Annotated in this window: 25 protein-coding genes and 1 pseudogene; 9 read left to right on the forward strand and 17 right to left on the reverse strand. The window is 42.7% G+C overall.

Features of this window, described 5'->3' with window-relative positions:
* The first annotated feature begins 389 nt into the window (after positions 1 to 389).
* The 4 genes from ICL16_RS03705 to ICL16_RS03720 are packed head-to-tail and all read left to right on the forward strand — an operon-like array spanning position 390 to position 3,678.
* Entirely contained in the window at positions 390 to 1,928 is a 1,539-nt protein-coding gene (locus ICL16_RS03705; protein WP_202895389.1) for an NACHT domain-containing protein, read from the forward strand.
* Between the two features lie 3 nt (positions 1,929 to 1,931).
* The gene (locus tag ICL16_RS03710; RefSeq protein ID WP_190825588.1) at positions 1,932 to 2,384 is read left to right on the forward strand and encodes an MHYT domain-containing protein; all 453 of its coding nucleotides are present in this window, start codon (positions 1,932 to 1,934) and stop codon (positions 2,382 to 2,384) included.
* The gene (locus ICL16_RS47125) at positions 2,381 to 3,409 is read left to right on the forward strand and encodes a response regulator (protein WP_475578880.1); all 1,029 of its coding nucleotides are present in this window, start codon (positions 2,381 to 2,383) and stop codon (positions 3,407 to 3,409) included. Before ICL16_RS03710 ends, ICL16_RS47125 begins: the two co-directional genes overlap by 4 nt.
* Positions 3,406 to 3,678, forward strand: a complete 273-nt coding sequence (locus ICL16_RS03720; RefSeq protein ID WP_190825540.1) for a response regulator — start codon at positions 3,406 to 3,408, stop codon at positions 3,676 to 3,678. Before ICL16_RS47125 ends, ICL16_RS03720 begins: the two co-directional genes overlap by 4 nt.
* A 628-nt stretch (positions 3,679 to 4,306) precedes the next feature.
* On the opposite strand, the gene ICL16_RS03725 is transcribed toward ICL16_RS03720, so the two are convergent.
* The 6 genes from ICL16_RS03725 to ICL16_RS03745 form a co-directional block, all read right to left on the reverse strand.
* The gene (locus ICL16_RS03725; protein WP_238360580.1) at positions 4,307 to 4,567 is read right to left on the reverse strand and encodes a hypothetical protein; all 261 of its coding nucleotides are present in this window, start codon (positions 4,565 to 4,567) and stop codon (positions 4,307 to 4,309) included.
* A gap of 767 nt (positions 4,568 to 5,334) precedes the next feature.
* Positions 5,335 to 5,586: a hypothetical protein gene (locus tag ICL16_RS03730; RefSeq protein ID WP_190825541.1), complete on the reverse strand. Its 252-nt coding sequence runs from the start codon at positions 5,584 to 5,586 to the stop codon at positions 5,335 to 5,337.
* Positions 5,583 to 5,852, reverse strand: coding sequence for a hypothetical protein (locus ICL16_RS45280; RefSeq protein ID WP_238360581.1), 270 nt, complete (start codon positions 5,850 to 5,852; stop codon positions 5,583 to 5,585). Before ICL16_RS45280 ends, ICL16_RS03730 begins: the two co-directional genes overlap by 4 nt.
* Positions 5,842 to 6,150: a hypothetical protein gene (locus ICL16_RS03735; RefSeq protein WP_190825542.1), complete on the reverse strand. Its 309-nt coding sequence runs from the start codon at positions 6,148 to 6,150 to the stop codon at positions 5,842 to 5,844. Before ICL16_RS03735 ends, ICL16_RS45280 begins: the two co-directional genes overlap by 11 nt.
* A gap of 44 nt (positions 6,151 to 6,194) precedes the next feature.
* Positions 6,195 to 6,461 carry a hypothetical protein gene (locus ICL16_RS03740; protein WP_190825543.1) on the reverse strand — a complete coding sequence of 89 codons (267 nt, stop codon included), beginning with the start codon at positions 6,459 to 6,461 and terminating at the stop codon, positions 6,195 to 6,197.
* A 28-nt stretch (positions 6,462 to 6,489) separates the two neighbouring features.
* On the reverse strand, positions 6,490 to 6,714 hold the full coding sequence (locus ICL16_RS03745; protein ID WP_190825544.1) for a hypothetical protein: 225 nt from the start codon (positions 6,712 to 6,714) through the stop codon (positions 6,490 to 6,492).
* Between the two features lie 270 nt (positions 6,715 to 6,984).
* Here ICL16_RS03745 and ICL16_RS03750 point away from each other — a divergent pair.
* A pseudogene (locus tag ICL16_RS03750) lies at positions 6,985 to 7,335 on the forward strand (ABC transporter permease); the annotation flags it as partial.
* A 13-nt stretch (positions 7,336 to 7,348) separates the two neighbouring features.
* Here ICL16_RS03750 and ICL16_RS03755 read toward each other — a convergent pair.
* The 3 genes from ICL16_RS03755 to ICL16_RS03765 form a co-directional block, all read right to left on the reverse strand.
* Positions 7,349 to 10,081 carry an NHLP bacteriocin export ABC transporter permease/ATPase subunit gene (locus ICL16_RS03755; protein WP_190825545.1) on the reverse strand — a complete coding sequence of 911 codons (2,733 nt, stop codon included), beginning with the start codon at positions 10,079 to 10,081 and terminating at the stop codon, positions 7,349 to 7,351.
* A gap of 163 nt (positions 10,082 to 10,244) precedes the next feature.
* Entirely contained in the window at positions 10,245 to 11,633 is a 1,389-nt protein-coding gene (locus ICL16_RS03760) for an NCS2 family permease (RefSeq protein ID WP_190825546.1), read from the reverse strand.
* Positions 11,634 to 11,919: 286 nt separating this feature from the next.
* Entirely contained in the window at positions 11,920 to 12,207 is a 288-nt protein-coding gene (locus ICL16_RS03765; protein ID WP_190825547.1) for a hypothetical protein, read from the reverse strand.
* A gap of 811 nt (positions 12,208 to 13,018) precedes the next feature.
* On the opposite strand from ICL16_RS03765, the gene ICL16_RS03770 reads away from it, so the two are divergent.
* On the forward strand, positions 13,019 to 13,687 hold the full coding sequence (locus ICL16_RS03770; RefSeq protein WP_337906898.1) for a DUF4058 family protein: 669 nt from the start codon (positions 13,019 to 13,021) through the stop codon (positions 13,685 to 13,687).
* A 2-nt stretch (positions 13,688 to 13,689) separates the two neighbouring features.
* Here ICL16_RS03770 and ICL16_RS03775 read toward each other — a convergent pair whose 3' ends face one another.
* The 7 genes from ICL16_RS03775 to ICL16_RS03805 form a co-directional block, all read right to left on the reverse strand.
* On the reverse strand, positions 13,690 to 14,118 hold the full coding sequence (locus tag ICL16_RS03775; protein WP_190825549.1) for an HNH endonuclease: 429 nt from the start codon (positions 14,116 to 14,118) through the stop codon (positions 13,690 to 13,692).
* Complete coding sequence (locus ICL16_RS03780) at positions 14,111 to 14,506, reverse strand: hypothetical protein (protein ID WP_190825550.1); 396 nt, start codon at positions 14,504 to 14,506, stop codon at positions 14,111 to 14,113. Before ICL16_RS03780 ends, ICL16_RS03775 begins: the two co-directional genes overlap by 8 nt.
* Positions 14,507 to 14,628: 122 nt before the next feature.
* Positions 14,629 to 16,854: an NHLP family bacteriocin export ABC transporter peptidase/permease/ATPase subunit gene (locus ICL16_RS03785; protein WP_190825551.1), complete on the reverse strand. Its 2,226-nt coding sequence runs from the start codon at positions 16,852 to 16,854 to the stop codon at positions 14,629 to 14,631.
* A gap of 8 nt (positions 16,855 to 16,862) precedes the next feature.
* Positions 16,863 to 18,470: an NHLP bacteriocin system secretion protein gene (locus ICL16_RS03790; RefSeq protein WP_190825552.1), complete on the reverse strand. Its 1,608-nt coding sequence runs from the start codon at positions 18,468 to 18,470 to the stop codon at positions 16,863 to 16,865.
* Positions 18,471 to 18,733: 263 nt separating this feature from the next.
* Entirely contained in the window at positions 18,734 to 19,720 is a 987-nt protein-coding gene (gene arsS, locus ICL16_RS03795; protein ID WP_190825553.1) for an arsenosugar biosynthesis radical SAM (seleno)protein ArsS, read from the reverse strand.
* A 212-nt stretch (positions 19,721 to 19,932) separates the two neighbouring features.
* Entirely contained in the window at positions 19,933 to 20,901 is a 969-nt protein-coding gene (gene arsM / locus ICL16_RS03800) for an arsenosugar biosynthesis arsenite methyltransferase ArsM (RefSeq protein ID WP_190825554.1), read from the reverse strand.
* A gap of 128 nt (positions 20,902 to 21,029) precedes the next feature.
* Positions 21,030 to 21,704, reverse strand: coding sequence for a response regulator transcription factor (locus ICL16_RS03805; protein ID WP_190825555.1), 675 nt, complete (start codon positions 21,702 to 21,704; stop codon positions 21,030 to 21,032).
* A gap of 184 nt (positions 21,705 to 21,888) precedes the next feature.
* Here ICL16_RS03805 and ICL16_RS03810 point away from each other — a divergent pair, with 184 nt between their 5' ends.
* Positions 21,889 to 23,142 carry a GAF domain-containing sensor histidine kinase gene (locus ICL16_RS03810; protein WP_190825556.1) on the forward strand — a complete coding sequence of 418 codons (1,254 nt, stop codon included), beginning with the start codon at positions 21,889 to 21,891 and terminating at the stop codon, positions 23,140 to 23,142.
* On the opposite strand, the gene ICL16_RS03815 is transcribed toward ICL16_RS03810, so the two are convergent.
* A complete protein-coding gene (locus tag ICL16_RS03815) occupies positions 23,139 to 23,426 on the reverse strand; it encodes a Mo-dependent nitrogenase C-terminal domain-containing protein (protein ID WP_190825557.1) in 288 nt (95 codons plus the stop codon). The two genes, ICL16_RS03810 and ICL16_RS03815, sit on opposite strands and share 4 nt — an antisense overlap.
* Positions 23,427 to 23,828: 402 nt before the next feature.
* Between ICL16_RS03815 and ICL16_RS03820 the strand changes: the two genes are divergently transcribed.
* Together ICL16_RS03820 and ptsP are read left to right on the forward strand one after the other, a co-directional pair.
* Positions 23,829 to 24,122, forward strand: coding sequence for a hypothetical protein (locus ICL16_RS03820; RefSeq protein ID WP_190825558.1), 294 nt, complete (start codon positions 23,829 to 23,831; stop codon positions 24,120 to 24,122).
* Between the two features lie 103 nt (positions 24,123 to 24,225).
* Positions 24,226 to 26,769, forward strand: coding sequence for a phosphoenolpyruvate--protein phosphotransferase (ptsP, locus tag ICL16_RS03825; protein ID WP_190825559.1), 2,544 nt, complete (start codon positions 24,226 to 24,228; stop codon positions 26,767 to 26,769).
* Positions 26,770 to 26,850 lie beyond the last annotated feature (81 nt).

Genomic DNA, 26,850 nt, shown 5'->3' on the forward strand with positions numbered 1-26,850 from the left:
ATGTAGGAAAAATAATCATTGTCATACTGTTTACTAAAATCGGTAAAAAAAAATAAAATGTAATCAAATTCAATGTATTATTTGTAAGTAATAAAAAAATATTTTTTTTCTAAATAAAAATACAAAACAAGTCAAGACGGGTACGCGAAGACAGAGTTATTGTCCTTAATTTTCTCCTTGCTGCCTTAAGTTGACAATTTTGGAGGTTCAATTTTTGGATTATGGCACGATGATCGCTCAAAGCATCTACTCTAGGGATAGAGAAAGCAAAAAGGGCTTTTAAAGTCAGGGAATGGACGCAAGAATATCTAGCTAGTGAGGTAGGGCTGGAAACTCGCCAGCCAATTTAGAAGTTTTTTACAGGCAAGCCGATTGAGCGTCACAGCTTCATGGAGATTTGTTTTCAACTCGGATTGGATTGGCAAGAGATTGCCGAGCTACCATCTGAAATACTACCAAAGGAAGATGAGCAGGATGTAAACAACTGCCAAGATATCGATGCCTTGGTAGAAAGAGTGCGAAAGCAAAGGGGTGATAAGATTCAAGCCCAGTGTGCCACTGTACAGTTGTTAGATATTGCTCAACCAATTGGGCTAGAAGACATTTATGTCAGTGTCGATATTCTGAATAATATTACAAGTCAGGCATGGTTAGATATCTTTGAATTGCAAGGCGAGGTTTCAGAAAAATTCAACCGCTTTGATTCAAATCTAATCGGTCACGAACGAGTGCCAGCAATGCAAGCAGTTGCAACCTATCCCAAGCTGATGGTGCTAGGTAAACCAGGCTCTGGAAAAACCACATTTTTGCAACATATCGCCACGCAATGTAATCAAGGCAAGTTACAACCAGAGCGAATTCCGCTTTTTATTAAACTAAACAACTTTGCCGAGGATGCAACAGAAACGGGGAATTTCAATTTATTGAACTATATCAGTCAAGAGCTTGCCTACGGCATAACGTCCGAGCAAATCCAAACCATACTCGCTCATGGCAGAGTATTATTTCTACTAGATGGTTTAGATGAAATTCCCGAAGACAATTGTGCTGAAATCGTCAAAAAAATTCGCAAGTTGTCATCTGAGTATTACAAAAATCAGTTTATTATTACCTGTCGGATTGGAACCCAGCAGTATCAATTTGAGGGATTCACCGAGATTGAGATTGCCGATTTTGACTCTTGCCAAATTGAAGCTTTTGTGCATAAGTGGTTCGCTGACCTGCTAGTGTTAATGAAGCAACACATTGATGGGATCGTGGCTTTTGATGAGCAATTGCAGCAGTTCCTCATCTGGCTCAACCAAAAGTCTCTTTCCGTCAAGTCTCCTTACAAAGCAGCAGCTATTCGTGCCTTTTACCTGACACTTGTCCTTCCCCGCGATCTTAACTTGTCCCGCGATTTGGCTCTATGCCTTGCCATCGATCCTCGCCTTGCTGGTAATCTTGCCACTGATTTTACCGTAGATCTAGCTCTTAACCGTGCGCTATCCCTAAGTGAAGCCAATTGCGATCCGATGGAGCGAATCCTGGCTCTGAGTTTTGCCCTTACTTATGACGCGGATGTTGTCTGTGACTGTGACTTTCAACGCTTGCTGCAACAACTCAAAAAACAACTACCTACCCTAGAGCGCGGTAAGGAAAAATTGAATAAATGGTGGAACACTAACGGTAAAATCTGGGTTGAGAAATTGAGGTCTTTGTTGCTTCGGTGTCGCAATATCGGTCATCAATGGCAGTTCAACGACAAGCAAAAGGAATTACTACTACAGTACTACACTGCCAACCAGTTGCTAGTGGATTGCCTCAAAAGCGGTTGTGAAGTAACTCCCAGTGTGCGATCGCACATTGAGGAAACGTTGTTGTTACCCATTACGAGAATATCAGAACCTGTAAAATGTATAGAAAGCCACATGGGTTGTTGTGTATAAGTTATGGAAGCACATTATGATGTACCCCTTGTTGTATTTTCGGTGGCGATGGCATTGATCGCCTGTTACACTGCACTGGATCTGGCAGGAGCGGTGAAGGTAGCCTCTGGGCGTGGGCGTAAGTGGCTCTTGCTAGGCGCGATTGTCATGGGAATTGGCATCTGGTCGATGCACTTCATCGGTATGTTAGCTTATAAGCTGCCGATCCCCATAACCCACGACATCTCAATGGTTTTAGTCTCAATGGGGGTGGCAATTGTTACCTCAGGAGGAACGCTCTACATCGTCAGCCGCCAGCAACTAGGTACGCTTGGGTTGCTCTTTGGGGGGATTGTCATGGGATTAGGAATTGCTGCTATGCACTACACAGCTATGGCGGCGATGCAACTACAGGCGAAAGCAAGGTACGATCCAAAGCTTGTTGCTCTGTCTATTGTAATTGCAATCTTTGCATAGATTACGAAGTTCAATTTGCTGTTAAAGACACAGGCATCGGTATTCCCCAAGAGCAGATCGAGCATCTGTTCGAGTCGTTTACCCAAGTCGATGCTTCAATCAGCCGTCGCTATGGAGGAACGGGGCTGGGACTTGCCATCTGTAAACAGTTAACGGAAATCATGTCCGGACGCATCTCGGTGGAGAGTACCCAGGGTTTGGGTTCCACTTTTTATTTCACGATAGTTGCCCAATCTAGTTCCATCCAATTGGATACCTATTCGCTGGAGTCAAGACTTGCAATACCTCAAATCGCGCTCACGTTACCTCTACGGATTTTGTTAGCCGAAGACAATCAAGTGAACCAGGAAGTTGCCTTGCTGATCTTGGCGCAGCTTGGGTATCAAGCTGATGCAGTCGATAATGGAATAGAGGTATTGCAAGCGCTGCGCCATCAGCCTTATGACGTGGTGTTGATGGACGTACAAATGCCCGAAATGGATGGATTAACTGCCACCCGTCGAATCTGCCAGGAATGGTCACAACAGCAGCGTCCCCGGATTATTGCCATGACAGCTTATGCCACTGAGGATATTTGGCGGCAGTGTTTAGAAGCGGGTATGGATGATTATATCATTAAACCGATTCAAATCGAAAAACTTGTTGAGGCTATGAAGCAGTGTCAATCACCTCCTCTTGACGCTAAGACGCTGCAATCTTTACGCAAGATGGCAGGTGCTAGAGCCAATGAAGTTCTGGCGCAAATTATTAATAATTATTTAGCAGAAGCGCCGCAACTATTACAAGCAATGCATACCGCTGTTGCAACACAAGATGCAGCAGCACTGCAACAGGCGGCTCACAAGCTCAGATCGGCAAGTGCTTCTTTGGGTGCTCTAGCTCTATCTAAGCGTTGTCAGGCTGTGGAAGTCATGGGTAACACTGGTAACACAAAAGGGGCACTAGCTGGTGTGTTGCAAATTGAGGCGGCATACAAAACAGTCAAAGCAGCCTTGCAAATTGAACTACACCGGGTTTACACATGACTACCAATCCTAAAAAGGAAAACTCCCCTTTAATTTTTGTTGTCGATGACGACAAGTCCATGCGGTTGCTGCTGCGTGTAGCACTCGAACAAGAAGGCTACCAAGTGCTGGAAGCGCAAGATGGTGCAGCTGCTCTTGCCGCCTATGAAAATCACTTACCCGACGCGATCTTGCTAGATGCTGTAATGCCTGGGATGGACCTGATTATGAAGCTAAAAATAAATCATAGCGTAAAGGTACGTAGTTGCACTGTCTTCGCTCAAGTGTAACTACGTGTTAAAAACCTCGTGCTGCTGCAATACTTGAAGGCTGCTTTTGGCTCATCCGAGTGATTCAAGATAGGATTGAATTTGGTGTTTTGTGAGGAAAAGTTTTACATCACCAAACTGATTCACACTCGCAAGAAGCGCGATCGCGTGCGCCCGCAGCAAACAGTTGACAAAGGGCATTGGCTCCGGTTGCTTAATGATCAGATCCAAGCCCCTTTACAAAGTCCAATTTTCCAAAATCAAATTAGGTACTTGAGAAAAGTCTCGATCATTCCGTGTGACCAAAATTCCATTTACGGAAAGAGTGATCGCCGCAATCCGTAAATCCTACCGACCAACTTTGATCTTTTGACGAATTAGATTCGTATATATGCCCTGTGCTTCAGCCGTGAATCCCAATACATTGAAGCTCTTCAAGCTATCAAAAGTCACCTGTAGCTTCTGATAAGCCGAAACTAACTCATCAGGATCTGCTCGTCGAATGGCTTAAAATCGTCCACGAATTTGTTCCTCAACGGTAATAATTGTAATCGCGATTTCGCTCTTATCAACGCTGTTTAGGCGACGAGCAATTTCTAAATTCCTCTTTGAAAAAGAGAAACGTGATCCGTATCAAGAATCCAAAGACTCAACTTGCGTCCCTCTGTATGCTAGAATCTGCTTCATTTTCGGCAGCATCCAATTCTTGACGATACTCTTGAATATATTGCTGAACTGCGTCAAAGTCTGGATCGTCTTTGAATACGCCTGCAAATTTCATCCAAGGTCTTTGGGATTGTTCAGCGGATGGTAATTTAATTTCCCTCGGAATGACTTCGACTTTATTCATACGCTGAGTCAAAAGCTCTTCTAACATTGTAAGTGCCTGTTCGCGTGTTGCTGCTTCCACGCGATACTGTGGAAGTTCTAGAATAGATACGATGCCTTACGGCAAGCCGCTCCGCGTCTACGCGCTACCATCCTCTCTAGTTTCCAGCAAAAAATTGACCTTTAAATTTGTAGTCTGTGATGTTGCTAAAGTTTTGCTTTCCATAAAGTTCGGACTCCACTCATCTATTAAAATCATAGCTTCAGCATTACTGTTCTAACTGCTATTAACACAATTTATGTAATCTGAAAAGATTAGCCCATGTTTGCAACCATTGTGAGTCTTTCCTTTCTACTTTTGCCTCAATCATCTCAAGCTGCAACGGACAAGTCGCGGAAAGACTAGCCTCTTCTACCGACAAAAAATATATATGTCTTTTCCACGCTGTTGTGGTGTTACAGGATTTTCTGCTGTGATGGCTCTGAGTGCCGCGTTTGTTTACAAAGTTATACGCTAAATTATACATTTTCCAAAACGCGATCGCAAACACGCAGGTTACACACTGTTTTTTGATTCAACGAATTGTGTTGTTTCCATTGCACTCGAGAGCAGGTGTTGCGACTAGACGTGACTCGTTACTAGGGAACGAATTTGCATTTTCATTGTGGGGGGGTATTTTGCAGAACCTGATGGCATCTTCTGGCTGCATAAGAGCACCGCTTGCAGATACGGCAGTTACAGTAAAAGGCTAATTTTTCTTTGTTGGAGAGCAAAAATTTTCCACCTGTAAATTTTTCTGTGATTAAGCAATCACAGACTCTACCCCCCAAAGAAGCGGCCATTGACCATTAAGCGAGCGCCACCTTTAAAATAGCCAAAGCCTTACTGCCGACTGTCTGCCAACTCATACCCTTTTTCTTCTGGCGATGTCCGACAATTAAATCAACACCTTTTTCGACACGACCGCTACCAATTGTCTTGCTAGCTGCCGCACGTCGTTCATAGTTTATAATTTCCGACTGATGCTTTTCGAGATAACCAATCAATTCAAGTAACTTATTTTGGTTTCTGGCGACAACTTCCGAAGCGGAGATATTCAATTGCTTGAGTTGTTTGACCGCGCCAAAACCCTTGAAAATAAAAACTGCAAGTGTTCTGATTTCTCTTGTTTATTTCTAGCAATCATCGACATGAGTTCTCGGAGCTTTTTTCCCAAATGATACCAGTCCAAAATAATCATTATAGGTTGTGAAAATAAACTCAATAATCTTTGTCGAATTACCTTCGCTCCATCAGTAATTGCCACCAGATTTAATGGTGTGTTTTGCTGCCCGTATTCTTGAATTATCTTGGCTTTAACTACCAAGGCGCTTGTTCAAACTTTCTTGGTCGTCTAGTGGTAGAGGAGCAGTAATATATTCAAATTCATCCTTAGATGTTTGTAGAATCACCACATCAGTACTAACTGCTGAAGTCGATGCTTTCCCTAGCTTTTGACCATCTTGATTGTCAAGTTTAGTAGTATGTTTCTCACGTTTTAATTTCTGCGCCTTGACTTGAATAGCATCATCAAATAACAGAATTTCCGGGGAGTCGGGTTGGTAAATTTCTACATTTGGGTTAACAATTAGTGGCTGTTCAACAGATGCGAGCGTAGTTTCCACTCCTCTGGTTAGCTGTTCACTGATGTCAGTGGCTTTGTTAATGACTATTTGACGACAGGTTTGGGAGGCAGCGCTGTATCCGGGTTTCCCTCCGTAGGCGACTGCCTTTCTGTTAGTAGTTTATCACCCGTTGTTCTGATGATTAAATTCTCCACCTCTGTGTAACTCAATCGATTGCTGTAATAGGCAGTAAACTCCTGAAGTCTATTACTAATATAGCCAGAGGAAAATTGATTGGTTAGCTCAAAATAATTAACATTATTTCCCTGATACTTATAGCGTTGCAACTCAAATGTAAATTTTCCATGCAATGTTTTGATATTTACTGGTGTTGTACCATTACATATTATTTGATTGGTTTTTTTTCTCTTGAGTAAACTGTGCTTGAGCCGCAACAAGATGCTTTCGCTCAACATCCGTTCGTACAGTCTGTTTCCAATTTTCTACCGCTCCTTCTATTTCAGAGAACGTCTGCCCACCTAAGTTCAAAGTATATGTCGTGGTAGTGTTACATTGTAAGATGTTGCCATTATCATCTCGGATGGTCAATTCGATCGAAGCCATATTTCTGTTCTGGGGGTAAGGAAATTGCGCGGTTGTGTGCTAACACTTAAAAATATTACAGTTTTAGCAGTTTTTCTGACAAACGACAACTTACCCAACACTGCCTCTGTGTATTACTTGCTCATCTAGCTCATATTGATGCCAAAAGTGCCCATCACAGAAAAATTTACAGGTGGAAAATTTTTGTTTTGGAACAATGTGTCAGACATTATACAGCAGCAGAAAACCCTGGAGATGGCTTCGCAGGGACTGACGGTGGTGGGGGCGATGGCACTATTAGTTGGCGGTGTTGGAATTGCGAATATTATGATTGCCTCGGTAACAGAACGAACTGCTGAAATTGGTTTGAGACGTGCAGTGGGGGCTACTCAACAGGAAATCATGCTGCAGTTTATTCTAGAGGCTTTGCTTTTGAGTCTGATCGGAGGAGTAGTAGGTCTTGGGGTAGTACACGGTTTAACTGTTGTCGTTACCGATACCTTTAAATTACCGTACCAATTTGATGGGGCGATCGCAACAGTGGCTTTAGGATCGGCACTACTGGTTGGGGTGGGAGCAAGTTTTACCCCCGCCTTGCGAGCTAGCCAAATCGATCCAGTTAAAGCTCTACGTTCAGAGTAGTTTTGGCGTTAGTTCATTCCATTTGTCGGGCTACCAGTTGAGCAAATAGCCCTTCAAGTTTCATCAGTACCGCAAATGTGCCTACTTGCACCACCCGCCCCTCTTCAATAACATAAATTCGGTCAGCATTGCGAATCGTGCTGAGGCGGTGAGCAATCACTATGCGAGTCGCTTTCAATTCTTCTAAACTCTTAGTAATGATCGCTTGTGTCTGGTTATCCAAAGAACTGGTTGCTTCATCCATTAAGATAATTTTCGGCTTATTGACAAGTGCTCTAGCAATCAATAATCGTTGGCGTTGTCCTCCGGAAAGATTGGTACCGCCTTCACTAACAACCGTGTGCATCTTCATGGGAAAAAGCTCAATATCAGCAGCAAACCCCGCCATCTGCGCTGCTTCCCAAGCTTCATTGTGCGATATCAATGCAGAGGCAGATATATTCTGAAAAATTGACCCAGCTCCTATCCTACCATTTTGCAGCACCACCCCAAACTGCCTTCGCACCGCCACAAGATCTAATTGTGCCAAATCAAAGCGATCGTAGTACACCTTTCCGGAGAGTGGAGTTTCAAACCCCAATAACAACCTCAGTATCGTTGACTTCCCACTTCCCGATGGTCCCACAATTGCCACAAATTCCCCAGGTTCTGCATGAAGACTGATATCATTAAGAATCGGTGGACCATCCTCACGGTAACGAAAGGTAACATGGTCTAAAATGACACGACCCATCAAGCGTCCTGGATCAACCTTGTGAGAATCATACTCTAATTCTTGCTGTAAAATCGGCTTTGCCCGCTCCCACAGTGGTACAATTGCCAAAATATCAATTAGAGTATTACTAAGATTGCTCACTCCCCCGATAAAAATTCCCAACGCTGAATTAAACGCCAAAAATGTTCCCGTTGTGAATCCGCCGCTGCCACTGGCTTGATCCCTTTGCAGAAACAGCACTGCCAACCCAAACAACAGTGCCGAAGTTAGCAAAGATAGTATCTCGTTCAATACGGAAACACTATCTTGAATTTGTTGCAAAGTTGCTGTCAGTTTAGTTCTCTGGCTATACTGCTCTGCCCAAGCTGCAAACGCTCGTTCTTCGGCACGCGCCACCCGCAACTTGGCGACTCCATTAATAAGTTGTACCGTTAACCCGTTAATTTCGCCATCCAGTTCTTGCAGCCGTCGTGAATAGCGAACTAATAGCCACCCACAGACAGCAGTAACTGCGCTTGCTAGCAAGGCTATCCCCACCCCAACTAAGGCAAGTTGCCAACTGTAAACAAACATCAGCACTCCATTGAGTAGAGCAAATAGTCCGCTTAATAGGGTGCGTTGTGTTGCTCCCGATAGTATCCGACGAATTTGGTTTACTGATAAAGTCCGGTTTAGTAAGTCGCCAGAGGAATAGTTGCGAAAAAATGCGGGACTTAGTCTGAGGAGTCGATCCCAAATTGCAGGCTGCAAGGCGCCATCAGCGGCGTTTTCGACTCGCAATGACATAATCCCTTGGGACATGTCAAAAGCCGATCTTCCAAAGGCGATCGCCAAAAGTGCCAGTCCTATTTGCCATAATAGACTTTGATCGCTATCTGGAATTGCATTATCTACCAAAAGCGCTGTTGCTTGCGGCACAACCATCCCCAATAGGGAGCCAACAATCCCAGTTACCAGAACGAGAATGATGTCTTTTTCATAACCCTTAATGCCAAATTGGAACAACCCAAGTGCATTATTAACTTTGGGTAAAGATCGGTAAAACTGGTATGCTTGCGGTGCTAGTGTTGCCGCTACTGCCTGATTGACAAATGTACGAGTTTGTGCTAATGGGTCAAATAAAATGTAATGTTTTCCGGCTGGCAACAAAGCGATCGGACGCTGTTCTGCTTGGGTATAAGCTAAAAGTGGACCATACTCACGCTGCCACCAGCCATACTCTAGCACGACACGACGGGTGCGAAATTGGGAAGAGCGAGCAATAGCCTCCACTGGATCTTTGACTCGACTGATGTCAAATGACTGTGCCGGAGGAGTTATCGTTATCCCCATTGCTCGTCCTACTGCTCCCGCCGCCACCAACAACGGTGTTCCTTGTTGACTAGATACAGTTTCTTGCTCCTGTTGCAACACAGAAGCTAATTTAGAAAGTGCAGAATTGACTACAGTACGATTGAGTTGCTCTCGTTGTTGAAATTGAAGAAAGGCTATCTCTATTTCTTGCTGTTGGAGCAAATTTAAATTGTTGAAGAATTCAGAATGTAAATCAGCTAAAATAATTGGCAGTGAAGTAGCATTTTCTGGTTTAATTAATGATAAATAGTGGGAAAAATTTACTGAATAGCCTTCGGTGCTGAATGTCTCACTTAAGTGATTTATCCAACCATTCACTAAAGCGATCGCTCTTGTTTCACGCGTCGCTACTAACCTCACCAAATCTGCAATTGAAATTTGGGATAATTCTGTTGCGTCAATTGCTACTGCTACTATCAAAGAATCTGGATGATTGGTTGCTGCACCAAACAACGCCTCAAGAGCACCGACACTGAATAGATAACGGCGATCGTGCTTTAGAGTCGGTGCTGTCAAGCTTTCCGCCTCTGGCTGAGCGCCAAGCTCATCCCCGTGTAGCGTAATATTCTTGACTTTAGTTGTAAATAATGATACATCACCTGTTTGTATAACCCAAACCTTTTCCGGGTCATCCAGCACTAATGATTCATTTCGTTTGATACGATACAGAATTTCCATAGAGTACACCACTAGCAGCATGTGAGCGCAAGTCTTTTTATACCATTCTCCTTATTGGGGCAACAAATCCGATCCCCCCAACCCCACCCCCCCAACCCCCCCTTAATAAGGGGGGGCAAGGGGGGGTGGGGATCTTATGTAGCCAGTTTTTGGAGAAACGGTATTAACTCTTGAGTAAAAAGTGACATACACAGATAGCTGCTAGAAAATATACAGTTTTATTCACTTTATGAGCAAATCCTTGGGAAACTTTAATCACAGGGTAAATAATGAAACCAATTGCCAATGCCTCCGCAATCGAGTAAGTAAGAGGCATGGTGAGAAGAATTAAGAATGCGGCAATTGCTTCTGCTGGATCGTTCCAATTAATGTTTCGCACGCTACCAATCATCAAAAAACCCACCATAATCAATGCAGGAGCTGTCGCGAAAGCAGGCACTGCTGCAAATAAGGGAGTAAATAACACAGAAAGCAGAAACAGCGCTGCTACTACTACAGATGTGAAACCACTCCGTCCCCCCTCGGATATGCCAGAGGCAGATTCCAGATAAGTTGCGCTAGGGGAAGTGCCCATCAATGCCCCAAAGGTTATACCCATAGCACTTGCTAACAAAGATTTGGTAGCGTGAGGTAATTCACCATTTTTATTAATGTAACCAGCCTGTTGTCCCAATCCAGTAAGTGCGCCAATGGTGTCGAAGGAAGTTACAAATAAAAAGGTAAGTGTGACAGATACAAAGTTCCAGATTTGATTCGGTGTAAGATAACTCAAGCCAGTGAATGCTTGGTTTGTTAAGTTTTGTGACCATTCAGGTAGGGCAATAATTTTTTCAGGACAAGGAGCAATATTTAGTATCCAACCTAACAGCGCTGTAGCGAAGATGCCCCATAATATCGCTCCTTTAATATGACGTGCTACCAAAGTGGCGGTAAGCAATAAACCAAAAGCTGAGAGTAAAGTAGCTGGTTCCCTGAAGGAGCCAATAGTTGTTAAGGTCGTTTTACTGGCAACAATAATACCTGCTCCGAGAGTGGGAGGTTCAGGAACACCAGAAAGACCAATATAGGCGATGAATAAACCAATACCTGCTACGGTGGCATGTTTGAGGGAAGCTGGAATTGCTTTGATAATTTGGATATGGATATTGGATAAAATCAAGCCTATAAAAATTAAGCTTTGGATGAGGACAGATGTGAGCGCCAACCGCCAATTCATCTGCAAGTCCAACACAACTGAGAAAGCAAAAAAAGCGTTTAGACCCATTGCGGGAGCTACAGCAAAGGGATAATTAGATAACAGTCCCATTAGAGCAGTTGCGATCGCCGAAGAAATGGCTGTGGCAGTTACAAGCTGATTGAACAAATCACCGGGCTGCTCGATAAATATAGCATTGGATAATATTCTGGGATTCACAACCAAAATATAAGCCATAGTCATAAACGTTGTGACACCTGCGAGAACCTCTGTTCGGTAAGTAGTAGCTAATTGTTCAAACCTAAAGAATTGAGGAACTGAGGTAGAGAAGATATATTTCGGCGTCAATAATTTCATGATGTTCTCATCAACCGCTAAATGCCACACATTTATTAATGGCTTTGTGATATTACTCAATGCGTAATTTCTAAAGTGATTATTCTTTGCTAATAAACAGATAAGCCCCTGTTCAAACTAGGGGCTTGATGAATAACTTAATATAAGTGAAAATTGTTTTTCACTGCTATGTCTAATAGACATCGACCGAATTTAAACGTGCACAACCAATCCTTGTAGAGACGTTCCATGGAACGTCTCTACATTATTTTCCGGAGATGTCTAATGGCTCACTGGAATTTATCCCCTATACATTGCCCAAAGTATTTGCCAGTCCTCCGTTTACAGCCTGAAGACCAGACTCTGCTCCTTGACTAACCTGAATAACGTAGAGTCCAGTATTCACCAGTGTTGTTCCTACTAATAAAGCACCGCCTGATGTTGGTCTGCCTCCGTTACCAAGAGCTGAATTAGTACTAGTAACAGTACCTAGCAAATCCCCAACAAGTTGACCACCTCTGACTGTCTGTAAATCGGCATCATCCAATTCTTCAAAAAGGTTAGATTGGAAGCCAGCAATTTTGGTGTTAGACATAAATTTACCTCTTATTTTTTTGAATCCGAAACATTGTGTTTCTTTAATAGAAATATAGCATAACCTTTCCAGAAAATTGTATCATCCTTCTGGCGGAATTAGGTTACTAAATTTATTTTTTCTATAAGTAAAGATCTACTTATTAATCTGGATTTTGTCTGGTAAATTGCCTGAACATACTTTTCCTACTTTTCCTACTTTTTATTATTTATAGGACTAAATTTACCTACTTTTCCTACTTTTATTGAATGTTCAAAATAAGCTAGGGGAAAGGTTATAGGAGAAAAGGGATAAACTTGAGGTAGTACTTAATGCGTAATTTCTAAAGTGATTATTCACTGTCAACAAATAGATAAGCCCCTATTCAAGCTAGGGGCTTAATGAATAACTTAATCAGTGATTCAGTAATAATGATTGAATTGCAAATAGCAAAACTAAATAATATGAAGCGAACTAATTTTGCCTCAAAATTACGTGGTTCAGTATTTTGTCCCGACCAAAACCTTTATCAGCTATGTTGATGTTCTATTGCTACTTTTACTGCTACTATTAATTCCACGATCATTCACATTAATAAACATCAACAGAATTGAATTGTGCGTTGTTTACAACCCTTATAACAACGCTTGATGTTGGTTTGGCTTAGGTATAACGACTTCATACACTTAAGTAAATCCACCGCTGACAAAAAATATAATAACTAAGTAATACTGAGATAAAAACTATCCATAGGAGGAGGAAATTTTCAAATTTTTGGTTGTGAGAGCTTAACTTACCCCGTGCAAATCTAGCGAATGACCCTTAAAGGCTTGTGATTAAACAAACACAGGGATTGTTATTGCCACGCCGATGGCAATGCAGTGGGGATGTTGTTAACATAAAAAGAAGCTTCAAAGAAAGACAATACGACCTAACTATTTGCTCTCTATACCTGTCGCGTTTAGATATGCCTAACCCCTGGACCGGCATGAATCCCTATCTCGAACAGTCAGATTACTGGTCGGACTTCCACAATCACCTAATTGCGGCGCTAGCTCTTGACTTGGTTCCCAAACTGCTGCAAAAATATCGGGTGGTAACGGATAAGTGGGTGTATAAAGTGAGCAGCGATTTGGCGAGCGCCATAGGCATACCTGACTTAACCGTTCAGCAGCGTCGAACATGCGAACCAGTCACTACTACTGTCACTACCTCAGATCTGCAACTGCCGATTAAAGTTGGCATTCCCCTACTTGAAGGAGTACGACAATCTTATATTGAGGTGAAAGATGCAGCGACAAAGGAAGTAGTGACAGCAATTGAAATTCTCTCCCCAGCCAACAAAAGGGGGTATGGGCGGCAAAAGTACGAATCTAAACGGCAGCAGGTGTTAGACAGTTTAACTCATTTAGTAGAGATTGACTTGCTTCGAGACGGAGATCCCCTGCCCATCCTCAGTAATACTACTAGTCACTATCGTATCGAGCGTCAGTCGCTCTGAAATTAGAAATTAGGTGGGTGTTCGCCAAATTCAAACAGAACCCGCCGAAGGTTGACTAAACCCATGCGGTTAAGTTGTAATTTCTGGATTGTTGCACGTCCGGTAGGTGTTAGTCCAATCACTAAACTACAATCTTTATTCCAAGCAAAATGAGCAATCCATAGTTCTTGGCGTGGATGGTAGAGAGAAACTTTTACTTGCGTTACTGGATCAAGTGCTTCAACACTGATGTACTTTCGGTTGTTGCAACCCTGACAAGAAAAAGCAAGATTATCTAGATTACTTATTCCTTCTTTAGCTAATGGTATGATGTGTTCAACACTGAATGAATCGGGAGAGTATCGCTCTTGAGAGCGACAATACTCACAACAGTGGCGTGCCCGTTCGGCTACAGCTGCTCGCTGTTTGAGTGTGACACGGGCTTCAGGCATAGACTATTTGTCCCAAACCCAGTTCTGCGATCAGGTCGTTGATGCTTGTGTTGCGAATTCGAGATAGCTCCCCCAATGCTTCTATGCGGTGAGCATTAGCAAGTTCAATTTGCTCGGATACAGCTATTAATTCGTTATGTTCAGTTGGGGTCAATGTCTGGGCGTCTCGTTTTGAGAGTAAATCACTATAGCGTTGCCACTCAATGTGAGACAGGCTGCGATCAATTCTTTGAAGCAATTCTACCTCGTTTTCTGGCAGGGAGTGAGTTGGTTTGAGGTTTTGCTGCAAAAGGCGAACGATATAAGCATCTGGCGTAACACCTGCTTTCTCTGCAGCCTGCTGTAACTGCTGTTCGAGTTCCGGAGTTATTTCAATTTCAAGTGTCATACACTATCAGTATTTCCTTAATATATTGAACTTTATTCAATACTAGCTAGAAAGAGCGCTGATTGTGTTATGCTAGTGTATTTTATATTTAATTTTACCTACTTACTTAGGCAAATATAAAATCATTCTTCAGAGCGCAGCAATCTAACATAATTTCCCCCTGAGTGCCACAACTGTTCATGAGTACCTCTTTGCACGACTTTACCTTGCTCCAGCACGATAATTTCATCACAATCGCGAATTGTACTGAGTCGGTGAGCGATGACAATACAAGAGCAACCGCGTCGCCGCAAATTCCGATCAATCATCAATTCTGTTTGAGCATCCAGTGCAGAAGTCGCTTCATCCATTACCAACACTGCCGGATTTCTAACCAAAGCGCGGGCAATTTCTAAACGCTGGCGCTGCCCACCACTTAAGTTCATTCCTCCTTCAATCAACTTGGCATCATATCCCCCAGGCAAAGAGACAATTAAATCGTGAATGGCTGCATCAGAGCAAGCCCGCACTAAGTCAGTTTGTGGTACTGTCGAATCCCAGAGGGTAAGATTTTCTCTCACTGTCCCAGCAAACAGAAAAATATCCTGTTCTACCATTGCCACAGAGTTCGCCAGTATAGAACGATGAATCTGAGTTCTAGGTACGCCATCAAAGCAAATTTCTCCTGCCCAAGGTTCATATAAACCGCAAACTAGCTTGGCTATTGTAGACTTACCAGAACCACTCCCCCCAATGATCGCCACTCGTTGTCCCGGCTGCAAAATTAAGCTAAAGTTCTCAATTAAAGGGTTGTCCACTCGGCTATAGCCAAAGGTGATATTTCGTAACTCAACATAGCCCTGTAACCGAAAGGATATTGGTAATTGGTAATTCTCAAGAGCTCCCCCTACTCCCCCTGCTCCCCTGCTCCCCATGCTCCTCTGAGCTTCTACATCGACGGAGTTTTGCAGGACATCATCAAGGCGATTCAAGTCAGCTTCTAAATCTTGCAACAAACTGCCAAAATTAATCAAACTGTTGATTGGCTCAAGGAAGCTAGCCGTCAAACTTTGGTAAGCAACCAACATCCCAATACTCAAGTTACCGTTCATTACCCGATAACCGCCGAGAAATAAAATAGAGGTGGTTGTGAGGTTCGTCAAAAATGTGGGTAATACTGCCAGAATTTGAGTTTGTAGAGCTAATTCCCGGTATGCGTTGAGGGCTTGAGCATAGTTTCCGGCAAATTTAGCAAATGAGTCAGACTCAAGCCCGTTGGCTTTGATTGTTTCGATTGTTTGAATACCCGCGATCGTCACTCCATTGACCTTACCATATTCCTGTGCCAACTTCATGTTGGCATCCACTCTTGTTCGCGCTAAAAACTGTAGAGCGAAAAAATTTATACCAGCAAAACTGAGAGCAACACTTGTCAGCACCCAATCGTACTGGAGCATAATCAGAAAGTAAAACACCATCATCACCGCGTCAATAACCGTGGTGGCTAGCGTACCTGAAAGTAGATTAGCAACTTTGTTATTCAGTTGCACCCGGCTGCTAATTTCACCTGCAAAGCGTTGAGCATAAAAATCAACTGGTAAGCGAAGAATGTGCCAAAGAAACTGCGCCGACATTGTCACCGACAACTTCAGCATCAGCTTCCGCAAGTAGGTGAGCCGCAGCCACGCAAGGAAGCTCCTAGCTACAGCGGTAAGAACCATTCCTAATACCAAGGGACGTATCCAGTCAGAACGCTCAGTGACGAGAATTTCATCAACAAACACCTGAGTAAAAGCTGGCACCGCTAACCTGGGAAAAGTCAGTAACAGTCCTGCTAGGAGACAGAATAAAATGGTGCTTTGCGAGTGTTGCAAGCGTGAGGCTAAGGCAGAAACAATGTTATTTTTTTTACCTTTTTTTTGAAATTCCGCTCCTGGCTGCATAGCCAGAACGACTCCAGTGTAGGCGCGGTTAAACTCTTCTAGGGAAACTGTCCGACGTCCTGTGGCAGGATCGTTGAGGTAGACTTGGTTTTTGGCAAACCCTTCCACCACAAGAAAGTGGTTGAACTTCCAAAAGACAATGTAGGGGGGAGGAAGGATTTTGAGGTTTTCCAGAGACGGTTTGAAACCTTTGGCATTTAAGCCATAGTTGCGAGCTGCTTTGATGATATTAAAGGCGCTGCTACCATCTCGTGAGACACCACATTCACGCCGTAATTCTGCTAAGGGGACAATGCGACTGTAATAACCGAGAATAATTCCCAAAGCAGCAGCGCCGCATTCGGTTGCTTCGATTTGCAGCAGCGTGGGGGTACGGACGCGACTAGTTTGCGATCGCTGTAGAATATTTTTAATGAAGGTGAGCATATTTTATATCAATATACACCTGTCCAAGAGCGAAATATTGGAATAATATAAGAGATAGGAGCAACTTCTCCTACTTTGACCCGGACTTGCGCAGTCGTACCAGATGAGATGTTTAGCGCAGGTCCATTAGAAGAAGACCATTTATAACCACTGACAGTGTTTGAGTCTTTTTGTAGTTCGACAAAAACTTGCACGCGAGTTGCGCTACTATTGGCAAGGCTACGAGCTACGTCTTCGTTGCCTACTTGTGCTGTGATGTCTTGAGTTGTCACAGGGAAGGGAGAAACTTTTGTTACCACTCCAACAATTCCACCGAAGCGATCGCGCTTGACAACGCTGGGTGTAACCTGTACAATCATGCCTGGTTTAATTTGCTTGCCATCTGCGTCAGCAAAGTAAACAAGACTTTCTAGTTTGGTATTACGATCTTCAGTTTCGATAGTCCCAATCCGAGTGCCAGCACTAATAACTTGACCGGGAAGGACACCAACTTCTAAAATACGACCATCAAATTTGCTGATAATTTGGCTCGATTGAGATAATTGCAGTTTTAACTGGGCAATCTGGCGTTTAACTTCCTGAATTTGATTTAATTTGTTGATTGATCTTTCTAAATCTTGTTGAATAAGTTTGGTTTTTTGCGCTTCAATATCTTTAATTTTGGTTTTGATTTCATCTAGTTTATTTAGATTTTGTAAGTAGTCTCGTTCTGCATTGGTTTTTTGAACTTTAATGTCTTGAATATTGTTCTTAATATCATCAAGTCTATTGAGGTTTTGTAGATATTCGCGATCGCTAGATGTTTTTTGCACATCTAAATCTTTGAGTTGTGTTTGAATATCTGACACTTGCGTCTGCGCGTTCAATAATTCCTGCTGGGATTGCAGTAACACATCTTGGCTAATAACCTTTTGGTTTAACAAATCGCGACGAGTTTCTACTCGTTGTTGCAAAGTTTGCTGCAATGAGGTAATTTGTGCTGAACGTTGTTCAAGACTTTTACGTTTTTCTGCTAGCGCGGTGAGAGTTTGGTTATACAAAGTAGGTACTACTTTTTCTCTGAACAGGCTTTGCTCAAGACTTTGGCGTTTTTGCTCTAACGCCTTAAGTCTTTCCGCGTGCAGTACTGGTGCTACTGACTCTCGACGTAGGGTTTCTTCAAAATCTTTTTGCTGCTGAGAAAGCGCTCTTTCTTGCAGTACTATTTGCTGCTTTTGCAATCTATCAGTATTTTGGTTTTGCTCTTGCAACTGGATTAATTTTGCGTTCTGTTGTTGCAATTGTTGCCTGATTTTAGATTGGTCGATTGTAGCGAGTACTTGACCTTGACTAACTACATCTCCTGGCTTGATATTCAAGGTCAACAATTGACCACCACCAACAGATTGGAATTGTACCACATGACGAGGTCGGATTAATACGCCAGAACCTGTGACAGTAAGTGGAATTCGCCCAACTACACTCCAGATGGCAGCCACAACTACTAACAAGCCCATAGAAACCAAGGGCATCCAAGCTTGGCGGCTTGTTAGCTGCACCAGTCTATCTAGCTGTTCTGGTGAGGACAGTTGTTCTAGCGCTTCTTCACGAAAGAGTTTGTTCGCTTGATTGGGCATCTCGTCTATACTTACTTTTGAATTTACGCAAGTGTCGGGTACTGCTCGACACCACAGGTAGAAGGCTGGTAATCGTATTGTACTATGTTTCTATTAATAGAAAATAAAAACCGTGGACTCTGCTGAGCTACCACGGTTTTTAAAATAGTGTGAGGAGACTTAACTTACTTACATCATAAACTCATCTCATTATTAGTAAGGCGCTCGTAACAATTTCTGTAACAGCTTTACCAAAACGCTACACAAATGCATTCTACCGCTGTTTACACCAAAGCGCCCCCACAACTCGAACCACAACCAGCAGTACAACCATAACAATAAGCTGCAGTTTGTACCTCATCAATCAAATCTAAACTACCAGCTTCTAGCAACTTAGCTACTGTAAGGTTTTGCCCGTCGCGAGTTTTTGCGGGTAAATTCATCATTTGGTTAAAGTCGCAATCATACACATTACCCAAGTAATCAATCGAAAGCTCATCGCGACACATCAAATTTTCAACTGTACCGGAATTGAAATGCGACTCTAAAAACTGTAAATAAGGAGCGTACAGTTTCTTTCGCTCCAAGTACATTTTAGTTCTACCAACTGGTATGTTAGTGATGGTGAATAAGTTGTTAAAAACAATACCAAAATTTTCTTGCAAAAACACTTTGTAATCTCGTTCTAGTTTGCTTTGTTCTGGTGTTAAAGAAAATTTTTCACTTTGAGGTAGTTGCGGATTATACACTAAATCGACAATTAAATCTGGTTCTTTTCCGTAACCTTGTTGATTGAGCAGTTGCAACGCCTTAATGGAATCGTCAAAGACACCAGTACCCCGCATTTTATCCACATTATCTGCCAAGTAGCAAGGCAAAGAGGCAACAACCCTAACTTTGTGTTGAGCAAAATATTCTGGTAAATCACCAAACCCATCTACAAAATAAATTGTCAAATTAGAACGGACAATTACCTGTTTACCAGTAGCTCTTGCCGCCTCTACCAAAGCCTTAAATCCATAATTCATTTCTGGTGCGCCACCAGTCAAATCTACAATTTGAATTTGAGGGAATCTGTAGATTAATTCTATCAACTGTTGGCAAATTTCAAAAGAAAGTTCTTCTGTACGTTTTGGTCCTGCTTCTACATGGCAATGAGTGCAAGCAAGGTTGCAGCGTTTACCCAGATTAATTTGCAATACACTAATTCCCTTTTTAGTTAAAGGTGAATTGAGTTTTTGTTGAAAAGGTATTGTCGCTGTTTGAATCATAACTTATTTTAAATGTTCTATAAAGCATGAAAGTTGGGTGTTCGTTACTCAACCCAACTTGCCAGTAAACCGGATGAATGGTTGGGCTTACCGTGTGTGTAAGCCCAACCTACGAACTCTCCGCTCTCATTTCCTCTGCGTTTAAGAGGGGTTTAAACCCCAGGCTATGCGGTTCATTCATAAATAATATTTCTGTGCTAAACGAGTAAAAATTAACAACAACCACCGCCATCATAGTGCCATGTTGAATCTGTCACGATAATTTTATCTGGCGAGAAAGTCGCTAATTTATTAGCAGTTTTATCACATACTGCTGCTGGTATACCCTGTTGAAGAATGTGACCTGCGTTATCATCAAAATATGGTTCAGCACCTGCATAAATTGCTGTCTTTCCAGTAAAAACACAAGCACCATCTTCTGGAATGGGAACTTTGAAAGCTACAGAATCTAGACTTTCTAAAAGTAGATGTGTTTCTAATTTGTAGGTATGAGCATCTAGCAATCGGTAGGGGCGACGAGCGCGAATTTCTACTTGCCCAAAGCCAGCATTGATGATACGTTGAATATACTCCTCATAGGTGAGAGCGCCAGATAAACACATGGCACGTAGTCGCTCATCTTGTTGTAGATGTTGGGGAATAGGACGAGTAGCAATTGGATCGCTCATCTGCAAACGTCCACCTGGTTTTAATACTCGATAGGCTTCTTTTAAGGCGCGAGTTAAATCCTCTGGTTCAAATATGTTGAACAGGCAATTCTGTGCGACAATATCAACAGAAGCGTCAGCAATTGGTAAGTTGAAAGCGTCACCTTCTCTAATTTCCACAAAGCTGGTGTCAAACCAAGAATTTTCACGAGCCGCAATTTCTAGGTTACGTGCAGCTGCTTCGCGCATCTTGGCGACGGGATCGACGGCAATTACAGCACCAGGGCGACGGGAAAAGTAAGCAAATTGCAAGGCTTCTAAGCCACCACCTACACCAACGTACAGTACAGTGGGTTGGTTGACGAGTTCATTCGGGTGAACGGTAGTGCCGCAACCGTAGTTCATTTCCTGCATTTGGAGAGGAATTTTCAATCCAGGGAATTGCAGGGGTGCGCTTTGCACGCAACAAAGTCCAACTTCTGGTGTTTGGGCGACTTCGCTGTAAAATTGCGCTGCTGTTTCGAGGTAAGTCATTGCACTCCTGTTTGGTTGTCTACCGTTTTAAGTGTAGGGTGCTTTAACGAAGTGTAACGCACCTCCTATGGTATATTGCACGATAATTATTTTGCGTCTTGCGTGAGATTTAAGGTGCGTTACTGAATTTATTCCCGCAGCACGTAGCCGACACCGCGTACTGTTTGGATGAGGCGCTTTTCGTTGTTGGCTTCGAGTTTGAGGCGCAGGTAGCGGATGTAAACTTCGATGATGTTGGAGTCGCCCATGAAGTCGTAGCCCCAAACTTGTTCTAAGATGCGATCGCGTGTAATTACTTGTCGTGGATGGTTGAGTAGGTATTCTAGTAAATCAAATTCTTTGGCGGTTAACTCTATTAAGCGCCCACCTCGAAATACTTCCCGCGTGCGCCGATTTAAATTTAGGTCTTCAAATTGTAAGCTATCTGTGTCGGGTTCTTGGTTTCGGCGTAAGTGGGCGCGGATTCTTGCTAGTAATTCTTCAATGCTGAAGGGTTTGACTACGTAATCATCTGCTCCTGCGTCTAATCCGGCTACGCGATCGCTCACTTCATCTTTCGCGGTTAAAAGTATAATAGGCACTTGATCGCCAGTACTGCGCAAGCGACGGCAAATTTCCAACCCTGATAAACCGGGCAACATCCAGTCTACAATTAATAAATCAGGATGAGACTCCCGTGCTGCGGTTAGTCCGGATAATCCATCGTTTGCCACACTAACTTTATACCCTTCATAACTTAGCTCCAATTCTACAAAGCGAGCTAGTTTGACTTCATCTTCTACTAGTAAAATGTGCGATGTCATTTAAGTCATGTTTGTTTACAATAACTTATTTTTTCTGTAGATATTTTTGTGCTTATATTATACAAATAATGCTTATAAAATACTGATAAGAATTGTTACTACTTTTTGTATGTTAATTCGACCATACAAGTAATTATAGCTTCTGCGGTACAATTAGAAATTTTTTATCAGTAAGGAGAATCATATGTCCTTTAAATCAGGGGATTGGCACAGAGAAAGACAAGCGCTAGAAGTTTTATCTTCTCTAAGTTACCGTAGAGGCGAACTCAGAGGTTATTTACAAGAAATAACCTTGGGAGTGTCTCAATTACTAGGGCTAGATTGGTCAGTCGTCACTTTATGCCAGAACGGTTATGAGAGGGTACTAGCTAGTAGTATAGACTTGGGTGATGGCGGGGAGCAAGCTTACTTATTACATGGTACTTTAACTGGCACGGTAGTGGAGACTGGAAGAAGTCTTGTCGTACCAGATATCAAAACCTGTAATGACTATGACAAGCCGCCACAAGGATATGAAGCTTACTTGGGTGTACCTTTACGCACTCCTGAGGGAGAAGTGGTAGGGACAATTTGTTCGTTTCACAAACAACCGCGTCAGTTTAGTCTTGAAGAAGTTAACATTGCTGAGTTATTTGCTGAACGTGCAGCCACAGCTATTGATAATTATTTTCTTTACCAGCAACAACTAAAATTTAATCAAACATTAGAAGCAGAGGTAGCGCGAAGAACAGAAGAATTGCGGGCAGCACAAGCTAAACTTGTGGAACAAGAACGTTTAGCAGCAATTGGTGAATTTGCTGCTGGTATTATCCACGAAATACGCAACCCTTTGACAACTATGAAAATGGGGTTGAACTTTTTTCAAAAACTTGATTTACCTGCTTCAGCACAAGAACGGTTATCTTTGGCAATAGACGAAGCTAAACGATTAGAAAGATTGTTAAAAGAAATATTGCTTTATGCCAAACCGCAGTCATTACAGCAAGAGTTGATAGATTTTAACGAATTAATTACCGAAATACTGCCATCATTACAATATATGCCAGAAGCAGTAGGACACCAGATTATTTTCTATCCAGTAATAACTGCGGTTAGAGTACTAGGCGACAAAGATAAATTGAAACAAGTATTGATTAATCTGGTGCGCAATGCTTGTGAAGCAAGTCCAGAATTAGATCCAGTTAAGTTGCAACTTTGTAGGGACGTTAATCTCAATCAAGTATGCCTTGATATTCACAATGGCGGTGAACCAATTCCTCTAGCAATGATACCTAAGCTAACTCAGCCTTTCTATTCTACAAAATCCTCTGGAACTGGGCTGGGATTAGCCATTGTGAAACGTATTGTTGAGGCTCATGATGGAGAATTGTTGATTCGATCAAATCAAACGGAAGGAACTACGGTAAGCGTGCGATTACCTATGGCTGCCTGTTCTTAGCAATAGACAGTGACATCTTCACCGCATTGATCAGCAAGATAACATAAAGCTTTGAAACGCAGACTCACTACTTCTTCGTAGAGAGGATTGAGCTTACACATTGGCGGAATGTGAAATAGCTTGCGACCAAAGACTACAATATCACGCTCAAAAGGACATTGGGCTGGAATGAGCTTGCACAAGAAATGAGCTAGTTTGGCGTTATGGATTTCCATAGATTCCATCCACTGGCGGATTGGTTGCAGGATATCGTTTTGTCGCTGGATTTGAGTAAAGGAAGTCATAATCGCTCTCCTGTAATGTTTGAGGTTGAACTTTCACTTTATATATACGGTTGATTCTTACTGACTTATGCAATTTTTGTTTGTTCCTTTGTCTTTAGGAACACTTTTTACTTCAAAATCCGGTTACACCATTCCGGATGATTTCCAGGTATTTTTGCCTGGTTGTATTTTTACTGGCTTTTTTTCCACAAGTAAATTTTTTCTGGACTATATTATATACAGCTGCTTACTGCAACCTAAAATTGAGGTACAGTACCCTTAGCGCTTGTCGCAAGCCTTTCTGGTTAAGGCTTGTGCTATAAATTCAATTATGTGGACTGAACTGCCCTAAAAAATGCTGACTCTATAGTAGGGTCAGCACCAAAGCGGTTTACCATATAAATAAATTAATGGACCTTAACAATGGTAGAACGCCCAATCAAGAAATCTGATCGTCAGGCAAAAATTGCTACTGACAATAATCCCGAAAACGTCGATTCGACGCCTCCTGTTGAATCCACCCCAAAAATCATCAAAAAACGTGATGACAACTCATCGGGTAGAGGCAAAAAAGCCGCAGTTGTGGACGAATCCAGGCAACAGGTGAATCCTGCCCTAGCGCGTGGACCAAAACCTGTTAAGTCTCAACCTAAAGTCGTAGAACCTGAAACAGATGCTACCTCTGATGAGCCTCAAGGCGAAGCGCTACAAGAATAACTTGCTTCTCAATTAACTATAAACTCCCAAGTAATTGAGGAGCAAATCACAGCATAAAGTAAGTGAGTGAGTAGAAGCTTCTTAACAAAGTGGACGGTGTGCCGTGGTTGGAATTGTCATTGTCTCTCACAGCTTTCAATTAGCCCAAGGAGTGCGGGAACTTGCAGTGCAAATGGTTCAGGGTAAAGTCTCCTTAGCCGTTGCAGCTGGAATTGATGATCCAGACAATCCCCTGGGTACTGATGCTATGCAAGTTTATCAGGCGATCGCCTCCGTTTACAGCGATGATGGTGTTCTCGTCTTAATGGATCTTGGTAGCGCTTTGCTGAGTGCAGAAATGGCGCTAGAATTTCTCGCACAAGAACAGCGAGACAAAGTGCATTTGTGTGAAGCACCTCTAGTAGAAGGTACTATGGCAGCCACAGTTGCCGCCGCATCTGGCAGTAATATTGAGCAGGTGATAGCTGAAGCAAGAGGAGCGTTAGTAGCAAAAGCTACCCAATTAGGTATAGTTATTGGTGATCCGTCATTTGTGATTGGTGAAGGACAAAAAACACAGACGACAAAAGAAATTCGTCTTTTCGTCAGTAATCGGCTAGGACTACACGCTCGTCCATCTGCTCAGTTTGTAGCCACAGCAGCCCGGTTTCAATCCCAAATTAAAGTACGCAATTTAACTAAAGGTACTGGAACAGTTCGTGGTGATAGTATTAACCAGGTAACAACCTTGGGTGTGCGTCAAGGACACCAACTTGCTATTACTGCTACTGGCTCTGATGCAGATGAGGCATTAGCTGCTTTACAAGCATTATTTGAAAACAATTTTGGCGAAGATGGGGAAGTAGGGGAGTGGGGAAGTAGGGAAGTGGGGGAGCCTGTGAGTGGGGGAGCACAGGAGAAGAATACATTCCCGCACTTGTGTTCCTCAGTTGATCATTTACAAGGAATTCCAGCATGTCTCGGGGTGGCGATCGCACCTATTTTCCAGTATCACTCCTCGCCCATACCTATTCAGCAATATCACGTAAATAATATTGAACCACAGTTACAAAGATTACTAAATGCTATACAAGCCGCTCAACAGGAAACTCAAGCTTTACTCTCACAATCTTCTACTCAAATTGGTGACGCAGAAGCAGCAATTTTTGATGCTCATCTGCTATTTTTAGAAGATCCAGTGCTGATGGAGGCGGTGCAGAGGCGCATTTTAGAACGGCAGTTGAATGCGGAAGGTGCTTGGCAAGAGGTGATTGATGAGCTGGCAAATAACTACCGCAGCTTGGAAGACTCATACCTGCAAGAGCGTGTTGCTGATGTAGTTGACGTGGGGCAAAGAGTGCTGCGACTGTTAGTTAGTAATGCCTCTGTGCAAATGAACTTTAGTGAACCAGTGATTTTAGTTGCATCTGACCTAACTCCTTCTAACACTGCTATGCTAGATCCAACAAAAGTACTCGGTATTTGTACTACTTCTGGCAGTGTCACTTCTCACAGTGTTATTATTGCCCGTTCTTTAGGTATACCAGAAGTTGTTGGCTTACCAACTGGGATATTACAGTTAGCAAATGGTACTCTTGTAGCGCTTGATGGTGAAACGGGTGAAGTATGGATAGAGCCACAACCAGATGTTTTAGCTGCACTCGAAGCTAAGCGAGAAGCAAGGCAAGTTAAGCAACAGCAAACGTTTGCAGCAGTACATGAGCCAGCAATTACCAGTGATGGTAGACAAATCAATGTATTTGCTAATATTGGCAGTATATTAGACGTTAAGGTGGCTTTAAACAATGGTGCAGAAGGTGTAGGACTTTTCCGTACAGAATTCCTTTATCTACAGCAAGCAAATGCACCTTCTGAAGAAGAACAATTGGCAATTTATCAAGAAATTGCCTCGGTTTTGGAAACTCGTCCGTTGATTATTCGCACTTTGGATGTTGGTGGCGACAAGCCTCTTCCTTACCTGGATATGCAGTCGGAAACTAACCCATTTTTGGGTTGGCGGGGAATTCGTATGTGTCTAGCTCGTCCAGATATTTTCAAAACTCAGTTACGGGCAATTTGCCGAGCTAGTTTTGGACACCAGATTAAGGTGATGTTTCCCATGATTGCTACTGTGGAAGAAGTACAAACAGCTAAGGCAATTTTAGCTGAAGTACAGGGTGAATTACGCCAAGCAGGTATTCCATTTGATGAAGCAATGTCCGTTGGTATTATGGTAGAAGTACCATCGGCTGTGGCGATAGCTGAACAGTTAGCAACAGAAGTTAACTTTTTTAGTATAGGTACAAACGATCTGTGCCAGTATGTAATGGCGTGCGATCGCACAAACCCAAGGGTGGCTTCTTTAGCTGATGCATTGCACCCAGCAGTGTTGCGGATGATTGAGCAAACTGTTCAAGCTGCTCATCAAGCTGGGATATGGGTTGGGTTATGTGGTGAACTAGCTGCTGATCGTGACGCTGTACCAATTTTACTAGGTTTAGGACTGGATGAAGTTAGTCTTAATCCCCAAGCTATTCCTGCATTTAAGTCTCGCGTCGCACAGTTGACAATGGCTCAAGCTCAAGCGTTCGCTACATCAGCGCTGCAACAAGGTTCCGCTGCTAAGGTACGAGAGATGGTAACATCTTCTGTGCTTAAGCAAATATAAGCCAAATGTATTCGATCCATAAAAACTCTACAACTACTTAGTGGCACTGGATGTGATAGTTTTACCTTAAGAGTGTAGAAA

The organism is Iningainema tapete BLCC-T55, from assembly GCF_014698965.1.
Lineage (GTDB): Bacteria > Cyanobacteriota > Cyanobacteriia > Cyanobacteriales > Nostocaceae > Iningainema > Iningainema tapete.